The organism is Pseudomonas xantholysinigenes (assembly GCF_014268885.2).
GTDB lineage: Bacteria > Pseudomonadota > Gammaproteobacteria > Pseudomonadales > Pseudomonadaceae > Aquipseudomonas > Aquipseudomonas xantholysinigenes.
Genome location: NZ_CP077095.1, coordinates 1503105 through 1522682, shown reverse-complemented (window position 1 = coordinate 1522682; position 19578 = coordinate 1503105). Strand labels below are relative to the sequence as shown.

18 protein-coding genes are annotated in these 19578 nt (G+C 58.7%); all 18 read right to left on the bottom strand.

Features of this window, described 5'->3' with window-relative positions; all coding sequences use genetic code 11:
• Nucleotides 1-20 precede the first annotated feature (20 nt).
• Nucleotides 21-2045, bottom strand: coding sequence for a polysaccharide biosynthesis protein (locus HU772_RS06895; protein ID WP_186655976.1), 2025 nt, complete (start codon nt 2043-2045; stop codon nt 21-23).
• Between the two features lie 55 nt (nt 2046-2100).
• Entirely contained in the window at nt 2101-3111 is a 1011-nt protein-coding gene (locus tag HU772_RS06890; protein ID WP_186655974.1) for an MraY family glycosyltransferase, read from the bottom strand.
• Nucleotides 3112-3219: 108 nt separating this feature from the next.
• Complete coding sequence (locus tag HU772_RS06885) at nt 3220-4398, bottom strand: DegT/DnrJ/EryC1/StrS family aminotransferase (protein ID WP_186655972.1); 1179 nt, start codon at nt 4396-4398, stop codon at nt 3220-3222.
• Between the two features lie 76 nt (nt 4399-4474).
• A complete protein-coding gene (locus tag HU772_RS06880) occupies nt 4475-5095 on the bottom strand; it encodes an acetyltransferase (protein WP_186655970.1) in 621 nt (206 codons plus the stop codon).
• Complete coding sequence (locus HU772_RS06875; RefSeq protein ID WP_186655967.1) at nt 5092-5688, bottom strand: sugar transferase; 597 nt, start codon at nt 5686-5688, stop codon at nt 5092-5094. The genes HU772_RS06880 and HU772_RS06875 overlap by 4 nt, the downstream gene beginning before the upstream one ends.
• 43 nt (nt 5689-5731) lie before the next feature.
• On the bottom strand, nt 5732-6955 hold the full coding sequence (locus tag HU772_RS06870) for a glycosyltransferase family 4 protein (protein ID WP_186655964.1): 1224 nt from the start codon (nt 6953-6955) through the stop codon (nt 5732-5734).
• 6 nt (nt 6956-6961) lie between these two features.
• The gene (wecB, locus tag HU772_RS06865) at nt 6962-8092 is read right to left on the bottom strand and encodes a non-hydrolyzing UDP-N-acetylglucosamine 2-epimerase (protein ID WP_186655961.1); all 1131 of its coding nucleotides are present in this window, start codon (nt 8090-8092) and stop codon (nt 6962-6964) included.
• Nucleotides 8093-8115: 23 nt separating this feature from the next.
• Complete coding sequence (gene wbjC / locus HU772_RS06860; protein WP_186655958.1) at nt 8116-9216, bottom strand: UDP-2-acetamido-2,6-beta-L-arabino-hexul-4-ose reductase; 1101 nt, start codon at nt 9214-9216, stop codon at nt 8116-8118.
• Between the two features lie 3 nt (nt 9217-9219).
• Nucleotides 9220-10254, bottom strand: a complete 1035-nt coding sequence (locus tag HU772_RS06855) for a polysaccharide biosynthesis protein (protein ID WP_186655955.1) — start codon at nt 10252-10254, stop codon at nt 9220-9222.
• A 250-nt stretch (nt 10255-10504) separates the two neighbouring features.
• On the bottom strand, nt 10505-11458 hold the full coding sequence (locus tag HU772_RS06850) for a hypothetical protein (RefSeq protein ID WP_186655944.1): 954 nt from the start codon (nt 11456-11458) through the stop codon (nt 10505-10507).
• Nucleotides 11455-12735 (bottom strand): glycosyltransferase, encoded by a 1281-nt coding sequence (locus HU772_RS06845; RefSeq protein WP_186655941.1) that lies wholly within the window; start codon nt 12733-12735, stop codon nt 11455-11457. Before HU772_RS06845 ends, HU772_RS06850 begins: the two co-directional genes overlap by 4 nt.
• Nucleotides 12719-13936 (bottom strand): O-antigen translocase, encoded by a 1218-nt coding sequence (locus tag HU772_RS06840; protein ID WP_437182417.1) that lies wholly within the window; start codon nt 13934-13936, stop codon nt 12719-12721. Before HU772_RS06840 ends, HU772_RS06845 begins: the two co-directional genes overlap by 17 nt.
• Nucleotides 13937-14007: 71 nt before the next feature.
• Nucleotides 14008-15141 carry a dTDP-4-amino-4,6-dideoxygalactose transaminase gene (gene rffA, locus HU772_RS06835; protein WP_186655938.1) on the bottom strand — a complete coding sequence of 378 codons (1134 nt, stop codon included), beginning with the start codon at nt 15139-15141 and terminating at the stop codon, nt 14008-14010.
• Between the two features lie 265 nt (nt 15142-15406).
• On the bottom strand, nt 15407-15973 hold the full coding sequence (locus tag HU772_RS06830) for an acyltransferase (RefSeq protein ID WP_186655935.1): 567 nt from the start codon (nt 15971-15973) through the stop codon (nt 15407-15409).
• A 133-nt stretch (nt 15974-16106) separates the two neighbouring features.
• Nucleotides 16107-17150, bottom strand: coding sequence for a Wzz/FepE/Etk N-terminal domain-containing protein (locus HU772_RS06825; protein WP_186655932.1), 1044 nt, complete (start codon nt 17148-17150; stop codon nt 16107-16109).
• Nucleotides 17151-17291: 141 nt separating this feature from the next.
• Nucleotides 17292-18722, bottom strand: coding sequence for an MBL fold metallo-hydrolase (locus tag HU772_RS06820; protein WP_186655929.1), 1431 nt, complete (start codon nt 18720-18722; stop codon nt 17292-17294).
• 101 nt (nt 18723-18823) lie between these two features.
• Complete coding sequence (locus tag HU772_RS06815) at nt 18824-19087, bottom strand: lipopolysaccharide assembly protein LapA domain-containing protein (RefSeq protein WP_186655926.1); 264 nt, start codon at nt 19085-19087, stop codon at nt 18824-18826.
• Between the two features lie 19 nt (nt 19088-19106).
• Complete coding sequence (ihfB, locus tag HU772_RS06810; protein WP_062573197.1) at nt 19107-19403, bottom strand: integration host factor subunit beta; 297 nt, start codon at nt 19401-19403, stop codon at nt 19107-19109.
• Nucleotides 19404-19578 lie beyond the last annotated feature (175 nt).

The window sequence follows — 19578 nt, the reverse complement described above, 5'->3', positions numbered from 1 at the left end:
GATCAATGCGCGCGCTACAATCAGGGCTCGCGCCGACGCTGCTGATAGATCCAGTCGACGATCTCGCCGTCAGGGCTGTAACCGCTGACCAACTCACGCAACTGTTGCCTGATCAGCGGGTAGTCGTCCTCATCTATCGCCTTGAGCATGATCGCCAGACGATCCTTCAGCAGGTCCCAACCCAGGTAGTCTTCCTGAGCGCTCATGATCATCGGATGGGGGGTGGACACGACATTGTCGCCAATGAGCAGCTCCTCATAGAGCTTCTCGCCTGGCCGCAAACCCGTGAATTCGATGGCGATATCGCCGTGCGGGTTGCTGTCGGAACGCACGCTCAGGCCGGACAGGTGAATCATCTTCTCCGCCAGCTCGACAATCCGCACCGGCTCGCCCATGTCCAGCACGAACACATCCCCGCCCTGCCCCATGGACCCCGCCTGGATCACCAGCTGAGCCGCCTCTGGAATGGTCATGAAATAGCGGGTGATTTTCGGATGGGTCACCGTCAAAGGCCCGCCCGTTTTGATCTGCTGATGGAACAGCGGGATGACCGAGCCGGACGAACCCAGCACATTGCCGAAGCGAACCATGGTGAAACGGGTCTTGTTGACCCGCGACACATTGCTCGGCTGATTGAACAGCACCGGTGCTTGCTCCCGGCTCAACGCCTGCAGCACCATCTCGGCCAGCCGCTTGGTACTGCCCATGACATTGGTCGGGCGCACGGCCTTGTCGGTGGAGATCAGCACGAAGTTGGCAACCCCAGCCTGCAACGCGGCCTGCGCGGTGTTCAAGGTGCCGATGACGTTGTTCAGCACCCCCTCGGCGATATTGTGCTCAACCATCGGCACGTGCTTGTAGGCCGCGGCGTGATACACCGTTTCGACACGCCAGGTGCTCATCACATCCAGGAGCTGGGCGGCATTACGCACCGAACCGAGGATCGGCAGGATACGGGTCGCCAGTGATTTGCGGCGGGCCGTGCCCTCTAGCTCGGTAAGGATGCTGTACAGATTGAACTCGCTGTGCTCGAGCAGCAGCAACGTCGAGGGCCGCAGGGCAAGAATCTGCCGGCACAGCTCCGAACCGATCGAGCCGCCCGCACCGGTGACCAGCACCACCTTGCCCTTTACGCAATGCTCAAGCAGATCGGCCTGGGCTGGCACCGCGTCACGCCCCAGCAGGTCGGCGATATCCACCTCCTGCAAGTCATCGACCTTGACCCGACCACTGGCCAGGTCCATGAATCCAGGCACACTCCTCACATGCAGCGGGTAGCCTTCGAGCAGGCCGAGGATCTCACGACGCCGCGCCCGACTGATCGAAGGAACAGCCAGCAGTAACTCCTGGGCACCGGTCTCCTCGATCATTTTCTGAATGTTCTCGGGCTTGTAGACCAGCAAGCCAGCAATCACCCGATCAGCGATGCCACTGTCATCATCAATGAACGCCACCGGCCGCATGACCTTTCCCATGCGCAATGCGGCAACCAGCTGGTTGCCCGCAGAGCCTGCCCCGTAGATTGCCACTTTCAACGCGCCATCATTACTGCGACCGCTGAAGGGAATGTGCTGCACGGTGGCAAACCAGTCACCCAGGAAGTACTGCCGCATGGCCAGGCGCAACCCACCAACCAGCACCAGGCTCAACCACCAGTAGTTGAAAATGATGGAGCGCGGCACGAGGTATTGATGGTTCGCCGACCAATAGACGATCACCCCCAGAATCAGCGCAGACAAGGTCACCGCCTTGAAGATGGCGATCAGCGCGTCGTTGCCAAAATAGCGCATGACCGCCCGGTACATCCCGCTGCGGATGAAAATCGGAATGGATACCAACGGTGCACAGGCAAACAACCAAAGATGATGGCTCACCAGATCGGCCGATTCTTCGATACCCAAACGGACAACGAATGCCAACCACATGGCCATCCACACGAGCAGAAGGTCGGCCGCCACCTGAATCATTCGTTTCTTCGCCCGCGGCAAACCCAGCAGAAATGCTCGCACGCCTTCCCAACCCCTATCGAACACCTTTGCCCCCATCTGCGAAACTTCTGTTGTTCAAGCGCCAGGTATTCATCCGGCTTCCTACCGAACGCTACGCATCACCGCCCGCATTATAGGCCACAGCCAATGCGAGCAACGGCACGTAGGCGACCAGCAGGCCAACGACCCCATCAATATCGAACAGCATGACGCACGCCGCCACTGGCAACAACCAGAAGACATTGATCAGCAGCACGGCAATAGTGACCGGCAAGTGCGTTCCCGCCCGCCGCGAAGCCAACTGGTAGGTGTGGCTGCGGTGCGCTTCATAAACTTTCACGCCCCTCAACAGGCGGCGAATGAGCGTATAAGTCGCATCCACCACGAAGACCCCGAGCAGGATCAACCAGCACCAGAACAGCTGTGATGACTCCCAGCCGGCGTGCAACGACAGCAACCCCAGGACCAATCCCAGGAAGCCACTGCCGGCATCGCCCATGAAGATCTTCGCCGAAGGGAAATTCCAGTAAAGGAAACCGAGAACGGCCAACATCAGTGCCAGGGGAAACACCATCAGGTGCTCACCCTCACCGATCCAGTAGATCAGGCAAGCACCCATGCAGACGCTCACGGCCTCGATGCCCGCGATGCCGTCAATGCCGTCCATGAAGTTGTAGAGGTTGAGCAGCCAGACCAGATAAAGCAAGGCAATGACAGCTCCCACCCAACCCAGGCTCACCTGGGTGCCGAACATCACCAGCGGCGGTACCCCGCCAACCCAGTAAAGCCCCCAGGCCGCGGCGACAAAATGCCCCGCCAGCCGCCAGCGCACCGGGACATGCCGGTGGTCATCGATAAAACCGATCACCGCGACCAAGCCGCCACCGCCCAGCAAGGCAAACAACATTGGGGCGTTGAGCATTTCGGCACCGGCCAGCAGCACGATTACCGAAAGGAACGACACGACGATCGCCATCCCACCGCCACGCGGCGTCGGCACCGCGTGCGAGCGACGGGGACCGGGGACATCGACCAGGCTTCTGGCCAACGCATAATGGCGCAGGCTCGCTGTCAACAACAAAGAAACCAATACCACCAGCGGTGCCAACCACCATTGCATCATCTCTGATCCATCCTTGACATGATCGGCGGGTCCCACCAAAGGCAACCCCACCGATCACTTCCCCCACCTCTAACCCAGTACGACCGTACCGAGCCCACATCCGCACGACTAACCTTGCGTGGCCAAGGCCATGACCTCGCGCAGCACGGCGCAGCTCTTGTCGATCTCAGCTGCGGTCAATGTCGGATGCACGAGGAACATCATGCTGGTCTCACCCAGCTGGCGAGCTACCGCCAGCGGTTGCTGCGGACGCCAGCCCGTGCCCTCGAAGGCCTTTTCGAGGTAGACCTCGGAGCAGGAACCCGCATAGCAGGGTACGCCGCGCGCCACGATCTCGTTGATGACTCGGTCACGCGACCAGCCGTCCGCCAGCGCTTGCGGCTCGATGAAGACGTAACACTTGTAGCCAGCATGGACGATATCTTCGGCGATTTCAGGCACTCGCAAGCCCGGCTGCTGCCGTGCGCATGCCCAGATCGCCTGGGCATTACCCAGGCGTGCCGTATGCCAGTCCGGCATGCGACGCAGCTGGATGCGACCAATCACACCTTGCATCTCAAGCATGCGCCAATTGGTGCCAAAGCTCTCATGCAGCCACCGGAAACCCGGCGCATGATCACGCTGGTAAACCGCCTCCCAGCTTTTGCCATGATCCTTGTAGGCCCACATATCGGCCCACAGCTGTTTATCGCTGGTGGTGACCATGCCACCTTCGCCGCCAGTGGTCATGATCTTGTCCTGGCAGAACGACCATGCCCCTACATGACCGATCGAGCCGACCGGGCGCCCTTTATAGGTTGCGCCATGCGCCTGGGCACAGTCTTCGATGATCTTCAGGTCATGGCGCTCGGCCAATGCCATGATCGGGTCCATATCGCATGGCCAACCCGCCAGGTGCACGCAGATAACCCCACGCGTGCGGGGCGTCATCACCTGCTCGATGGTGGCAGCCGTAATGTTCTGGGAGTCAGGGTCCACCTCGGCAAACACCGGGATGGCACCCGCGTTGACAATACTCGACACCGAGGCCAGGAAGGTGCGCGGAGTCACGATGACTTCGTCGCCTTCACCAATACCGAGGGCCTTCAGAGCCAAGTCCAAGGCCACGGTACCGTTGGCCAGGGCAATGGCGTAGTCGGTCCCTGCCCACGCGGCAAACTCCTTCTCGAACTCACGACACTCCTGGCCAGTCCAGTAGTTGACCTTGTTGGAAAGCAACACGTTACGGACTGCCTCAGCCTCTTCTTCACTGAACGAAGGCCAAGGAGAAAAAGAAGTATTCAACACAGTTTGTACCTGCTATCCAGAAGTTGTTGTCGAGAACGTCACTAGGCTTGATGCATCCTGCCTCAATACCCTTTACTTACTGACGAGCGCGCGCGGGGACACCGGCGACCGTCATGTTATCAGAGATATCACTGACCACTGCCGCGCCTGCGGCGACCATCACCCGCGCACCGATCTGGATTTGCTGGCGCACACAGGCACCAATGCCAATCCAGCTTTCATCACCCACGGTCACGGCACCGGCCAATCTCGCGCCAGGGCTGACATGCACGAAACACCCCAGCCGACAGTCATGATCGACACTACACGCTGTGTTGAGTATCGCGCCCTCGCCCACCTCGCAGAATGGATTGACCACCGCCGCGGCGCACAGCACGCTGCCCGCGCCAATGCTGGCGTGCTGGCTGACCACGGCCGTTGGATGAATGATCGTTGCGAGGCGCGCACCGGCACTCTTGAGCTGGGCCAGCTTTTCCCGGCGCACGGCGTTATTGCCGATGGCAACCACAACACCGTCGAACTGCGGCGCACTCGCCAGCAGTTGCTGGCTGTCACCCACGATCGGCCAGACGCCATTGACGGTGCGCTGCGGCCAGGCATCATCATAAAATTCGATACTGCTCCAGCCGCTGAGCTGCGCGGCATCCGCAACGACCTTGCCGTGACCACTGGCACCCAGGATCGCCAGGCGCGTCATTTGTCCGACCCGGTGAACTTGGACATGGTCACCTCACCTTCGCCACTGATACCGTCGCGCACCAGGACCTTTTTAACCGTCAGGAAGAGAATCTTCAGGTCAAGCCAGAACGAACGGTTATCGACGTACCACACATCCAGCTTGAACTTCTCTTCCCAGCTCAGCGCGTTGCGCCCGTTGATCTGCGCCCAGCCGGTGACACCGGGACGCACCTCATGGCGACGCACCTGCGTGGCATCGTAAAGCGGCACATACTCCATCAACAGCGGCCGCGGCCCTACCAGGCTCATGTCCCCCTTGACCACGTTCCATAGCTCCGGCAGCTCATCGAGGCTGCTCGAACGCAGGAACGCACCGAACGGCGTCATGCGCTGGTCATCCGGCAAGGGATTACCCTGGGCATCCAGGGCATCACGCATGGTGCGAAACTTCACCATTTCGAAAGGCTTGCCATCGAGCCCGGGACGCACCTGCCGGAACAGCACCGGCGAGCCTAATCGACGGCGAATCAGCAGCGCCACGACGGCGATCACCGGCGACAAGACCAGCAATCCCAGGCCGGCAGCCACTACATCAAACAATCGCTTCAACATGGGGATTCCTAAGAAAAGTTGAGGGTTCAGGGCCAAGTACCGGCTATTTCTCGCCAAGCCGCCGGAAATGCTGGCCAAAACGCTCCACGCCAACCTTCAACGATAGATGCTCCTGGTAGTAGCGCTTGCCCCTCTGCCCCATTTGCTGGCGCGCATCGGCATCCAGGCTCGCCAGCGCGACCATGGCATCAGCCAGTGATTGCGGGTTCTCCCACTCGGCGACCACTCCACAGTCGGAACGATGCACCAGGTCCGCCGCATCGCCATCGACGGCCATCAGCAAAGGCTTGCCGGCGGCCATGTACGCCTGGGTCTTGGACGGAATGGTGATGCGGAACAAGGGATCGCGCTTCAGGTGCACCATCAGCGCATCGGCGTTGGCCAGATAAGCCCCGACTTGCGCCATCGGCACGCCTGGCAGGAACACCACGTTGTCCAGCTGACGTTCACGCACCAGCGCTTGCAAGCGCGCGACCTCGACGCCCCCACCCAGCATCACCAAGGTGATATCAAGTGCCTGGGCCTTCAGCAGCTCGGCGGCATCGATCACCGCATCCAGCGCCTGGGCCTTGCCCATGTTGCCGGCAAACAGCACGCGAAAGCTGCCCTCGTCCGGGAAACCTGCAGGCCTGGGCGCTTGCGAAGCGCCGATCATGTCTTCAGCGCACCAGTTGTAGATGACGTCGATCTTTTCCGCCGGCACCCCCCGCTCAATCAACAGGCGCTGGAACCCCGGCGACAGCACCACAATCTGGTCGACGCGGCGATAGACCCAATCACAGATCCGCCCCACCAGCGCCAAGGCCTTCTCATTGGAGAACATGCCGGTTGCGCGCAAGGTATCGGGCCACATGTCCTGGATGTCGTAGACCACGGGGACGCGGCGCAGCAGACGGATGAAGGCCGCGCTCATACCCACCGTCAAAGGTGGGTGATAGGCGTAGATGACATCCGGCCGACGCGCGCCAAACAACCCATACAACAGACTGCTTGCCGCAAAACTGGCGTAATTCAGGACCCGGCCGATGCCACTCTGCCCATGGCTGGGGTACAGCGGCAAACGGGTGACCTTGACGCCGTCGATCACCTCCCGCTGCAGCAATTTCACCTTGTATCCCGGGTAAACCTTGCCCCCAGGGTAGTTCGGGAAACCCGTCACCACTTCGACATCGAAGCCTCGGGCCACGAGCTCACGGGCAAAAACGATCCCCTTGAAAGTCGGCTCGGGATCGAACCATTGAGTCAGCAGGAGTACGCGCACAGTCATGGGCGATCAGTACCTTCTCCAGACCGTACGCATCACGTAGTCACGGTAGCTGTGGATGATGCGCACGACCTTTTCCGAGACATTCGGCATGCTGTAGTCCTCGACCAGACGCAGACCACGCGTCTCACCGCGCGGTTGGCTTTCCAGCAGGGCCAGGCCTTGCAGCACGCGTTCCACCTCCAGGCCAGTCATCATCACCGCGGCCTCCTCCATGCCCTCGGGCCGCTCATGGGCCTCGCGCAGGTTAAGCGCAGGGAAATTGAGGATCGACGACTCTTCGTTGATGGTGCCACTGTCGGACAACACCGCCTTGGACTCGAGCTGCAACTTGTTGTAGTCGGTGAACCCCAGCGGCTTGAGCAAGCGCACATTGGCGTGGAACTTGACGCCCAGGGCATCGACACGCTTCTGCGTACGCGGATGGGTCGACACGATCACCGGCATGTCGTATTGCTCGGCTACCGTGTTGAGCACGTCCACCAGCTTGAGGAAGTTGCGATCGGCGTCGATGTTCTCCTCGCGGTGCGCGCTGACCACGAAGAAGCGACCTTTTTCCAGGCCCAGGCGCTGCAGGACATCGGAACCGTCGATGGACGCCCGGTAATGGTTGAGCACTTCGAACATCGGGCTACCGGTCTTGATCACCATGTCCGGCGACAAACCTTCGCGCAGCAGGTAGTCGCGCGCGATGGTGCTGTAGGTCAGGTTGATGTCAGCGGTATGGTCGACGATGCGTCGGTTGATTTCCTCTGGCACGCGCATGTCGAAGCAGCGGTTGCCGGCTTCCATGTGGAAGGTGGGGATCTTGCGGCGCTTGGCGGGGATCACCGCCATGCAGCTGTTGGTGTCGCCCAGCACCAGCAACGCTTCCGGCTCGACCTCGGCCAGCACCTTGTCGACCGCGATGATCACGTTGCCGATGGTCTCGGCACCGGTGGCGCCGGCGGCATTGAGGAAGTGATCCGGCTTGCGGATGCCGAGGTCCTGGAAAAAGATCTCGTTCAGCTCATAGTCGTAGTTCTGGCCGGTGTGCACCAGCACATGGTCGCAGTGCTGGTCCAGGGCCACCATCACCCGCGACAGGCGAATGATTTCCGGGCGGGTGCCGACGACGGTGACAACCTTCAACTTCTTCATGGGCATTCCTTGGGTTTGGGCCGTCAGGCGTTCAGCGGCTTGGCGTAAGTGTCGGGGTGTTCGCGATCGAAGATCTCGTTGGCCCAGAGCATGACAACCATCTCTTCATCACCGACGTTGGTGATGTCATGGGTCCAGCCCGGGACGGTTTCGACGATGACCGGCTTATCGCCGCTAGTCTGCAACTCGTAGAAGTCGCCAGTCACCATATGGCGGAAGCGGAAGTTCGCCTGACCCTTGATGACCAGGAACTTCTCGGTCTTGGTGTGATGGTAGTGGCCGCCGCGGGTTACGCCTGGGTGCGCGGTGAAATAGGAAAACTGGCCGCTGTCGCCAGTCTTGAGCATTTCGACGAACACCCCGCGCTCATCGCCATACTTGGGCACTTCATAGGTGAAGCGTTCCTGTGGCAGGTAGCTGACATAGGTCGAATACAGCGCGCGGATGAAACCGGTGCCGACCGGCTCGGTGATCAGGCTTTTGCGACTGTCACGAAACGCCTGCAAGTGCGCGGCGATCTCGCCAACACTGACGTCGTACTGCGGCTCGACCTGATCGATGCGCTCGCCACGCATCACTTGCAGGAAGCCGCGCACCACATCGTCGATGTACACCAGGCTGACGCGCGCCTGTGGGTCATTGATCTGGATTGGCAAGTCGCGGGCAATGTTGTGGCAGAACGTGGCGACCGCCGAGTTGTAATTCGGCCGCGCCCATTTGCCGAACACATTGGCCAGGCGGAACAGGTGGACCGGCGAACCAGTTTGCGCGTGCAGATCCTGCAGGACTTCTTCCGCGCCACGCTTGCTGGCGCCGTAGGCGTTGTCCAGGGCCGCCTGGGTGGATGAGGTGTACAGCAACGGCACGGAGCGCCCCGTCGCGCGCACGGCATCAGCCAACGCCCGGGTCAGGTCGACATTGCCAGAGGTGAACTCCTTCGGGTCCTGCGGACGATTGATGCCGGCCAGGTGAAAGATGAAGTCAGCGCCGGCGACCTTGGCAGGCAGCGCAGCCACATCATCGTCACGCGTGAAGGTAACGACGGCGACATCCTTCAGTTCCTGAAGATGCACCAGCAGGTTCTTGCCGATGAAACCATCGGCGCCCGTAATCAGGACATTCATCGATCACTCCTCCGGAACGGCGTGCTCGCCGCGCTGGATCGCCTGCATGAACTCGAGCTTGAGCAGCAATTTCTGCATGCCTTCGACATCCAGGCGCTCGGTATTGTGGGAGTTGTAGTCTTCGGTATGGGAGATTTTCTCCTCGCCCTGCTCGACGAACTTGGCATAGTTCAGGTCGCGCAAATCAGGCGGCACACGGTAGTAGTCACCCATATCTTCCGCGCAAGCCATTTCTTCTCGGCTCAACAAGGCTTCGTAAAGCTTTTCACCATGGCGCGTGCCAATCACCTGAATCGGGTGCTCCGGCTGTCCGAGCAGGCCAGTCAAGGCCTTGGCCAACGTTTCCACAGTCGCCGCGGGCGCTTTCTGCACGAACAGGTCACCATTCTCGCCATGCTCGAAGGCGAACAGCACCAGGTCGACGGCGTCGGCCAGGGTCATCATGAACCGGGTCATGTTCGGATCGGTCAGGGTCAATGGCTGACCGGCGCGAATCTGGTCGACGAACAGCGGGATCACCGAGCCTCGCGAGGCCATGACGTTGCCATAGCGCGTACCGCAGATCACCGTGCGCGCGCTGTCGACATTGCGCGACTTGGCGACCATGACCTTCTCCATCATCGCCTTGGAGATACCCATGGCGTTGATCGGGTAGACCGCCTTGTCGGTACTCAGGCAGACAACCCTGCTGACACCATTCTGAATAGCCGCTTCGAGCAGGTTCTCGGTGCCGATGACATTGGTCTTGACCGCCTCCATCGGATGGAACTCGCACGAAGGCACCTGCTTCAACGCAGCAGCATGAAAAATATAATCAACACCACGCGTTGCATTCAGGACACTTTGATAATCACGAACATCGCCGATATAAAACTTCAGTTTGCTATTGGCGAAGCGCTTGCGCATGTCATCTTGCTTTTTCTCATCCCGACTGAAAATTCGGATCTCGCCGATATCGGTATCGAGAAAGCGCTTGAGCACCGCGTTACCAAATGAACCGGTACCACCAGAAATAAGAAGAGTTTTTCCGCTAAACATAAGGTTTCCCGAATACGGTGGGCTGGGCGTTCAATCAAGTTGCCATTTCGGCGTTGCAGTGCCGGGCTTGCCGTCGCGGCGTCGAACGCCACGCATCAACACGATCTGCTCGATGAAAACCCAATCAAGCTCAGACCAATTGGTCATTGTAAACGAATCGGCGCCAGGGTTGGCTCCTGCGTCCGACGCAGACCGGGGTGCATGACCGGCGGTACTGGGGCCAAATGCCCCGGCATGCCCGAAAGTTGCGTCAGTAGATGCCAGCAAAGCCATCTCCAAACTCGACCATGCGACGCAAGAAGCCGATGCCGCCATAGGCGAAAAACACCGAGGCCGCGATCACGCCAAGATTCAACCCGCGGCGATACGGCGCCGCGTAAAACATGAACACGAAATAAGAGAAAATGACCACCCGTTCGGAACCGATGAAATAAGCGGCCACAACCATGGGCAGCGACACCAGGAACGCCTCGACAACGCGCCCCCTGGCATAGAAGAGGGTCATCGCCGTGAAGATCAACGGCTTGATCAATGCCGTCGCACCACCCCAGACGCCGGCATAATGTGAAAACTTCGACGCGATATGCTCACGGAGCAACAGCAGCAGGATCAACCCACCCAGCAGCGTCAGCAGCAATGATACGAAACCACTCCCCACACGCCCTCGAGCCAACTGCCTGCAGACTGCCAGGACTCCCTCGACGCGCGCGCCGAGCAACAGCAGCAGCATCTGTACCTGGGTGACCAACGACAACCCGAGCGCCAGGTAGCGCAATACGCCGCGCAGCGAATAGCCAACCAGGAAAAACACCAGCGCAAGCTTCACCCGCTCGGCCGAAAAGCTCAACACCATCAGGTAGAAGTTGCAGGCCAGCAGCGGGTACAACAACAAGGATACGCGCTGGCGACGCAGCCACAGGAACACATGGTAGTACAGAACGAAGTTGATAAACCCGATGACAACATCCTTGAGCAACCAAGGTGACAGCAGGTACATCAACAGGAAATAGCCCGGTTCACTGGTGCCCAGCTGGTTTTTGTAGAACGCATAGCCTTGGGCGAGGGACAAGCCGGGGAGGTTTTCGTAAAAGCCCCGGTAGAACTGCTGGTCACCCGCGACCGCATACGGCAGCAACATCAGCCCCACGCAGGCAAGCGGCAAGGCCCAGCAGAAAGCCACCAGCTTGTCGACAGAGATTTTCATCGCTTCTGCGCCACCTCAGCCAAGCTACCCTGCTCGCGACGCTCGGAAAATGCCGAAGAGCCTCCCAACCGCTCCCTGACCGCCCATCCGAGCAGCGACCCCAACCCAAGCACATTGCTGTACCGACAAGCCCTGAAGTCGACAAGCGCGTCGCTCTCGCTCGCCACTTGCTCGAGTCCGCTGACAGTACGGACGACCGAGAAGGTTTCCGCTTTGGCTCGGCAAGCATCGGCGGTACGCTGCCAAACCTCTGGTGCATTCAAGGACAGCAGCTTGTCCTGAATGGCAACCAAAGGTTGGTCTGCCCCCATCTCATTGTATGAATAGCCAATGACATCCGATAAAAAGCCATAGGTCAGGGGTTGCTCGATCGACTCGATCCCCACCAGGGACGGAATACCGAGCGCGGCGGCCTCAATGATGGAGGTGCCACTGCCGACAAACGCAAAACTACCCGACAACACCTGGGGAATATCACCATAGGCAATCACCCCTTTGAACTTGACATGCTCCGCGACGCCTTGCGCTTGCGCCAACGCTTTCAACGCGGCTTCATTGACCCCGGAGCCATAGATTTCGTAAGTCAGCCCCGGACGCGCCGCACGCAGCGCCCCGAGCGCCCTGATGATATGAGCGTTGTAGGCCTTGAATGGATGCAGGTTGCCAATCGAAACGATTCTGAGTGAGTCGCTTTGGCCGACGCTCTGCCCTTGCCACTTTGGCAGGTCGACACCTATGGGCAGCACGGCCGACGCCTGGTAGTCGCGCTGGAAAAAGCGGGCGTGGGAACGCTGGGTATACTCGTTGAAGAACACCACCGATCGGGGCGGCAATGCCGCGAACAACGCCTGCGCCTTTCGCGAGAAGTACGCCGGCACCTGGCGGTACATGATCTCGTTCTGGTGATAGATCCCAAAGCTGATGCTGTTCAGCATGACGCCTGCAGACACCAGACGCTTGAGCAGCAGAATGCCAAAGACGCCCATGGCATGCACATGCCCGCCATGACGTGCCACGACCTGATTGATCGCAGCATGATCGAGAGGCATGAATGTTCCAAGCTGATTACGGAACATGAACGCAGGCGCCCCACGGGAGAACCGCGCCAGACGATAAATATCGGCGTATTGTGCCAATTGCGCTTCGAGCTTCGGGTCGATGATCTCGAACATCACCAGCACCGCGACACGCCGGCCCCGCGCGGCATACTCACGCGCCACGCGCACAAGGAAAGTCGTTCCGCCATTGAGTTCAAGAACATTAGCGAGAAACAGCATCAACTTCCCCTTTACGGCTGCGGCGGCCGACGTACACCGCAAAACAAACGAGCGCAACAATGAAATAGATCAGGTATGTCACCGCATAGGCTTGAACCACCGGCAGCGCCCCACTCGCCGAGAGGCTGAACAGGTGCGCCAGCAACAGAAACATACCGTTCTGGAGGATTTCGGCCGCCACATAAAGACGCACCGAAGCCTTGGCGATCGCCACGAAGCCGATCACATAAGCGGCCACCCTGAAACCGTCCCCGACCAACTGATAGCTCAGATAATCAGCGGCCCGCCCAAACTCTGCCGACAACAGGTAGGTGATGAAGAACCCGCGCCCGGCATACAAGACACCCGCCCCCACCAGGAACAGCAGCACGACCGCCGCCAACATCTTCAGGGTCAAGCGCTTGATCACGACTTTGCTGCTCTCCCGCGAGATCAGCGGCATGAAGTAGTACGACAGGAAAATCGTGAAGAACCCCAGGTAGGCTGATGAAAGCTTTATAAGCCCTTGCCACAGGCCTGCCTCCTCGTAACCAGCCTCCTTGATGAGCAACTGTCGAACAATCATCTCCACGACGGGAAAACTGGCAGCACTGACGATCATCATGCCGCTGAACCGAGCAAGGCGCAGCACTTCGTCACGGCCAGGCCTGACAAGCCTGACCCGGCCCCTGAAGCTCGAACGCAGGTGAAAGTAGACCGCGCCACATGCTGGCGCCAGGTAGATCGCCATGACAGCCAGGGCCGCGCCCACGAACCCTTGGCTGGAGACCAAGCCGGCGACCAACAAGGCTGCAAGCAGGCTTCCGGAAATCTGGATACGGGAGTACACATGGGTCGCCAGCAAGCCATTGGCAACACCAACCACCAGGTTGACATAGGCGTAGAAGAATTGCGCCAACGCCAGCATGGCCACCAGCCACCACTTGCCACTGTCAGCGAACACCAGGGACGCCACAGGCCCGCTAAAGACAATGCCGACCACACCGACGATCAGGCAACACACCAGCGAGTAGCTGGCAGAAACGTCAACCATCCTTAACAACCGGCGTGGCTGCTGGTTGTATTCGGAGGCATATTTGATGACCGCGTTGGTGATCCCCCCACCCGCCACCATGTAGACGATGGTCGCCAGGCTCATGAAGTGACCGATGCCGCCCATCCCTTCAGGGCCAAGGTAATAAGCAATCACCTTGACCAGCAAGAACCCGACCGCGATTCTTGAAAGGTGAGCAGAACCGGTGAGAAAAGCAGTCTTCAGAGTGGAAGTTCGACTCACAGTGTGCCCATGAACTGCCGAACACTGGAAATCACCTGGCCCTGTTCGGCCTCGGTCATGCCATACCAGATAGGCAGCCTGACCAAACGCTCGCTGTCGGCCGTGGTATAGGTGTCATCACCACTGAATCGCCCCCACTTGAGCCCGCAAGGTGACGAGTGCAAGGGCACATAATGAAACACCGACAGCACACCCTGCGCCTTGAGCGACTCAATAAAAGCGCCACGCACCTGCAAATCTTTCAGCTTCACATAGAACATGTGCGCATTGTGCTCGCAGCCTTCCGGCACGATCGGCAACTCCAGGCCTTTTTCCTGCAGGCTGGCAAACGCCTGGTAATAGTTATCCCAGAGCTGACGGCGAGCTTGATTGATTTCCTCGGAGCTCTGCAACTGCCCATACAAGTAGGCGGCCTGTAACTCCGAAGGCAAATAACTGCTGCCTACATCCACCCAGGTATACTTGTCCACCATGCCTCGCCAGAACTGACTGCGATTGGTGCCTTTTTCCCGAACAATCTCTGCGCGCGTGACAAAGCGTTCATCATTGATCAGCAACAGCCCACCTTCACCACCACTGGTGTAGTTCTTGGTTTCATGGAAGCTATACGCCGCCAGATGACCAATGGTACCGAGGGCTCGCCCTTTATACGTAGCTTTCATCCCCTGAGCAGCATCTTCGATAACATACAACTGATGCTTTTCGGCGAGCGCCATGATGACATCCATCTCACAGGCCACGCCGGCATAATGAACAGGCACAATAGCCTTGGTTCTTGGCGTAATGGCGGCCTCAATCAATTGCTCATCGATGTTCATCGTATCCGGCCGCACATCGACGAATACAATGTTCGCACCGCGCAAGACAAAGGCATTGGCCGTGCTCACAAACGTATAGCTCGGCATAATGACTTCATCGCCGGGCTGGATATCGATGAGAATCGCAGCCATTTCCAACGCCTGGGTACAGGAAGGCGTCAATAATGCCTTTTTACAGCCAACATTACTTTCAAACCACTTGTGGCAGAGCACCGTATACTCACCGTCCCCCGACATTTTCGACGCACGCATGGCGTTCAGAACATGGTCGTCTTCTTTGCCGGTATAGGGTGGTTTGTTGAATGGGATCATGGCGCTGCTCACTGGAAAATTAAAAATACGATTATTTGCACCGACTGGCCTTGCCCCCGATAGCCATCATGGGCAAACAGGGGAACACGCTGATACTGATCAGCTTGATCGACGCGCATGCGTTTAACCTGAGGCTTCGTGGTCAGTCGGCGAATCGTAGAGCCGTACTGATGGTAACCGAGACGCCGCCATCGTGATAGCCTTGACACCGCGCCGCGCCTGAGCTGCATCAACCGCACGCGTGCTAACGGCGTTCAGCCGCGCATTACTGCTCACCAGCGCCAGCCAGGTATTCAGCCTCGAGCTCCAGCAGCTTCTTGGAACGGTTTTTTATACGTTTTGCCGGAATACCAAAATAAACCCCCCAGGGCTCGGTGGACTTCGTAATCCAACTCATCGCCCCTACCGAACACCCTTCTGCCAATGTCACGCCCGGCATGACAATAGAGGAAGTTCCCACAATAACATGACGCCCAATAACGACGGGGGCCTTGGTTTCACTCTTGAACTGGGCGGGCACTGTAGGGTTTGTCATGCTCTTGCCCGTGTAGTCATCCGATTGTGAGAACACATGACAACCATACGCCAACCCGGAGAAGTCCTCCATCGTCACGCCGAGCTCACCACCCGCGACATTATTGAACACCGCGATATGCACATTACGCCCGATAGTGACGCGCCCAGAAACAACGCAAAAATCATCAATGCGCGAGTAATCACCTATTTCAATAAGATCACAATTATAGATCGAAGCCTTGTCACTGATCTTTACATCCACACCCAAGTGTTTGAATCCCATTGCCTGCAACTGGGATTGCGTCAAGAAAGCCATGCTCTGTACCTGCTGCGCCACATTCGAAGTTCGAGCGCATGCTCGCTCGCCCCTTGTACACTGTCAATGACTTGCATGCGACCGGCAGCTATTCACGCGCAACGTCGGTCAACCCGCAAATGGCAAAGATGCACTAGCCTGCATCCCCCGCACGGCGCCGCATCCAGAAATGCCGCATCAAGGCAAGCCCCCCACCTAGAACCAACCCCAAAAGCAAGCCTCCCGCCACGACCAGTTTCCTGTTGGGCCGCACAGGGTCTTCCGACACCTCGACAGCACCATCCTGCCTGTAGATGCGCACCTGCTCCGGATCAATCTTCAAAGAACGATAGAAGGCCAACAACTCTTGTTGCCTACGCAGATCAGCGACAAAGGGGTCGTCCGACTCACGCTCGCGCAGGCTTTTGATTTCCGCCTCAAGCGCCTTGACGCCGCGCAGGTAATCAAGCGATCCGCTATCGCCATCGGAGCCCTGGCCAGAGATGATCATCGGTGGCACCTCCAGCCCCATGCTGCGGGCAACACCCAGGGCTTCCGTGAGCTTGACGATCCTGTCCTCGCGCTGCCCCCTGGCCCCCTCGCGCGCACGCATTATCGCCTGCTCTATGTTATCGGCCTTGGTTCGCGCGTCGGTAATGATGTTCTGAACAATCTCATCCCTGCCAAGCTCCCCCGCAAACGCCGCATACAAACTGGCCCACTCGCCAGAACGCACCGGATCTTCCGCCTCCATCCGAACGGAAACATCGCCCGGATTCTCCCCAGAGAGCGCGCCCACTGAAACACTGGCCAGGAATCGGGTATACAGATCATTGCGAGAAGCACTGCGCTGCTGCTCAGTCAATGCAGGCAAATAAATGGCCTCGAAGAATTTTCGACGCATGGACTCCGATTCGAGATTACGCACAAACGCATCGAAACCATCCTTGGCCGACACCATGGCAAGATTGGAGTCGCCACCCCGCCCCTGATTGAGCACGGCCAGATCAGCCTGCAAGGGGGGACGCAAGAAAAGCTTGGCCCGGTAGACCGGCGACGCCCAGAACGCATAGAGAACAGCACCCGCAAAGACAACGACCGCAACCACGAAAATCAGGAGTTTCTGCCTCCACAACGACTCACATAGCTCAAAGACATCAATTTCATCCTCACTGGGGCGCTCACGTTCACTGCGCATTTATTCTACTTTTCCTTAGCGTCTACAGATTAAACCTTCCACACAACCCGACACAAAACACCCTCCCGTTGCTGGCATTTTGCAACTTCGCTCATGGAGCATCATTTCACTTTAGCTTGCTGTAGAGAGAATGCCCGAGAATTAGTTCCCCCCATGCCCCGCGACCGCAACGAACGAGCCCTCAGGCAACTCTTGGCGCAAGACCTGCGCCAATGCCTGTTTGCTGGCGCGCTCGCCGTGCACCAACAGCACACGCTTCGCAGCGCACCCTTGGGCAAACGCGAGCAAACCCCGTTGATCCGCATGCCCCGAGAATCCGCCCAAGGTCAGCACCTTTGCCCGTATCTGATAAAGCTGCCCACTTAGGTCAACCTGCCCGACGTCTTCGACTGCGCGGCTCGCTTGAATCACTGCTCCCGGCGTACCTTTGGCCTGATAGCCAACAAACAGGACCTCATGCCGCGGATCACCGAGCATCGCCTTAAGATAGTCGACAATTCGCCCGCCGCTGCACATTCCGTTACCGGCAATCACAATGGCTGGCCGCCCCGTACTCTTCAGGTAATTGACTACACGCTGATGACTGGAATGTGACTCAATTGTTACAAGCTGACCAAACCCCAACGGATCACGCCCACCCACCAAACGCTGCCGCGCCTCTTCTCGCCAGTACATGTGCAACTCGCGATAAACCTGGGTGATGCGCAAAGCCAACGGTGAGTCGAGAATGACCGGCAGTCTCGCCCAGCCGGCAAACTCTCCCCCAGGCGCGCCCTCGGAACGCTCGAACAGGGCTTTGCGATAAAGAATATCTTCAAGCTCGCAAAGCAACTCCTGCGTGCGCCCGAGACTGAAAGCTGGAATCAGGATGGCTCCCTGATCCCGCAAAGCCCGCTCGATCAAAGCCTCGAGCTGCTGGCGGCGCTCCCCACGATCAACATGCAGACGATCGCCATAGGTGCTCTCCAACACCAGCACATCAGCCCATTCCGGCGGTTCTAAAGGCCGCAGCAATGGGTTGCCGGAAGCACCAAGATCTCCGGAAAAGACCACCCGGGTGCTTTTGCCGGCACGACGCACCTCACACTCGACATAAGCCGAACCCAGCAAATGACCAGCACGCTGCAGGCGGATAGCGCAATACAGCCCGGGCCGGTCGATGACGACATGCCAATGAGCGAAAGGGATGGGTTCAATATGCCGCTCGAGCAGCGCAAGGAATCGCTGCACCTGCACAGGCTCATTACTGATCTCGAGCCGATAGGCATCTTCGAGCACCAAGGGCAGGAGCTTGGCGGAGGGCTCACTGCAGAGGATCGGGCCACGGAAGCCCGCGCCAAACAGGGTGGGGATACGCCCAACATGATCAAGATGAACGTGTGTGACGACCAGCACCAGGACGCCACCGACGCCGAATCCGAGCTCGCCAGGCCCTACATCGAGCCGAGCATCAGCGCCTTGCGCCATGCCACAGTCGACAAGCAGGCTGGCGCCATCATCGAGGTGCAACTGGTGACAGGAACCGGTGATGCCATGCACACCACCGTGATGAGTAATTGCCGGAAAATCCACCTTGCCGCCCTTCAGCCAGCCAGTACAGAAAGGGCGTTATTAGGACACCCTAACCCTGACCAACAAAGGCGACAAGTCTCAATGCTTCGTAGGAAATATCCCTATTTGCCAGTAAGCGCCGCTTGACGGGCCGAGGCGCGAATCTTGCTCTTACCTCGCATCAAGCCATAAGCCCCCAGCAAAGGGCCAACAGCCAAGCCAATCACCAACGCCGCCAGCACCAGCACGGCAACCGGCACTGCGGGCGCCGACCAACCAAACAACACCAACGTCACGGTCTGCTGGTTCTCCAGCACGAAGAACAGCACTACGGCCGCCAGCAGCAACACGAACAGCGCCGCCAGGGCGCGCTTGAGATTACGCATGGATCACTCCTTGAATGGCTCAGCCGGGCTCATGCTCTTCTTCGTTCACCCGATCGCGCAACTCCTTGCCGGGCTTGAAGTGAGGGACGTACTTGCCTTCGAGGCTGACCGATTGACCGGTCTTGGGATTGCGCCCTACCCGTGGAGCACGGTAGTGCAGCGAGAAACTGCCAAAGCCGCGGATCTCGATGCGATCCCCGGTCGCCAGGCACTGCGACATCTGTTCAAGCATGGTCTTGATGGCCAGCTCCACGTCCTTGGACGAGAGCAGCCCCTGATGGGTGACAATACGTTCGATCAGCTCCGACTTCGTCATATTTTTCCCTTCGTTATCAAGCAGCTAGATCATTGCTTAATCAGTTTGTAGCACGCTCCGACGGATTTGAACAGGGTGGTTCTTGACTAAACAAAAAAATTCAAGATAAGGATTTTCCGACTACCACGGCGAGCCGCGTGACTGCGGGGCACAGGCAAGAAGCCACACCAGGAAT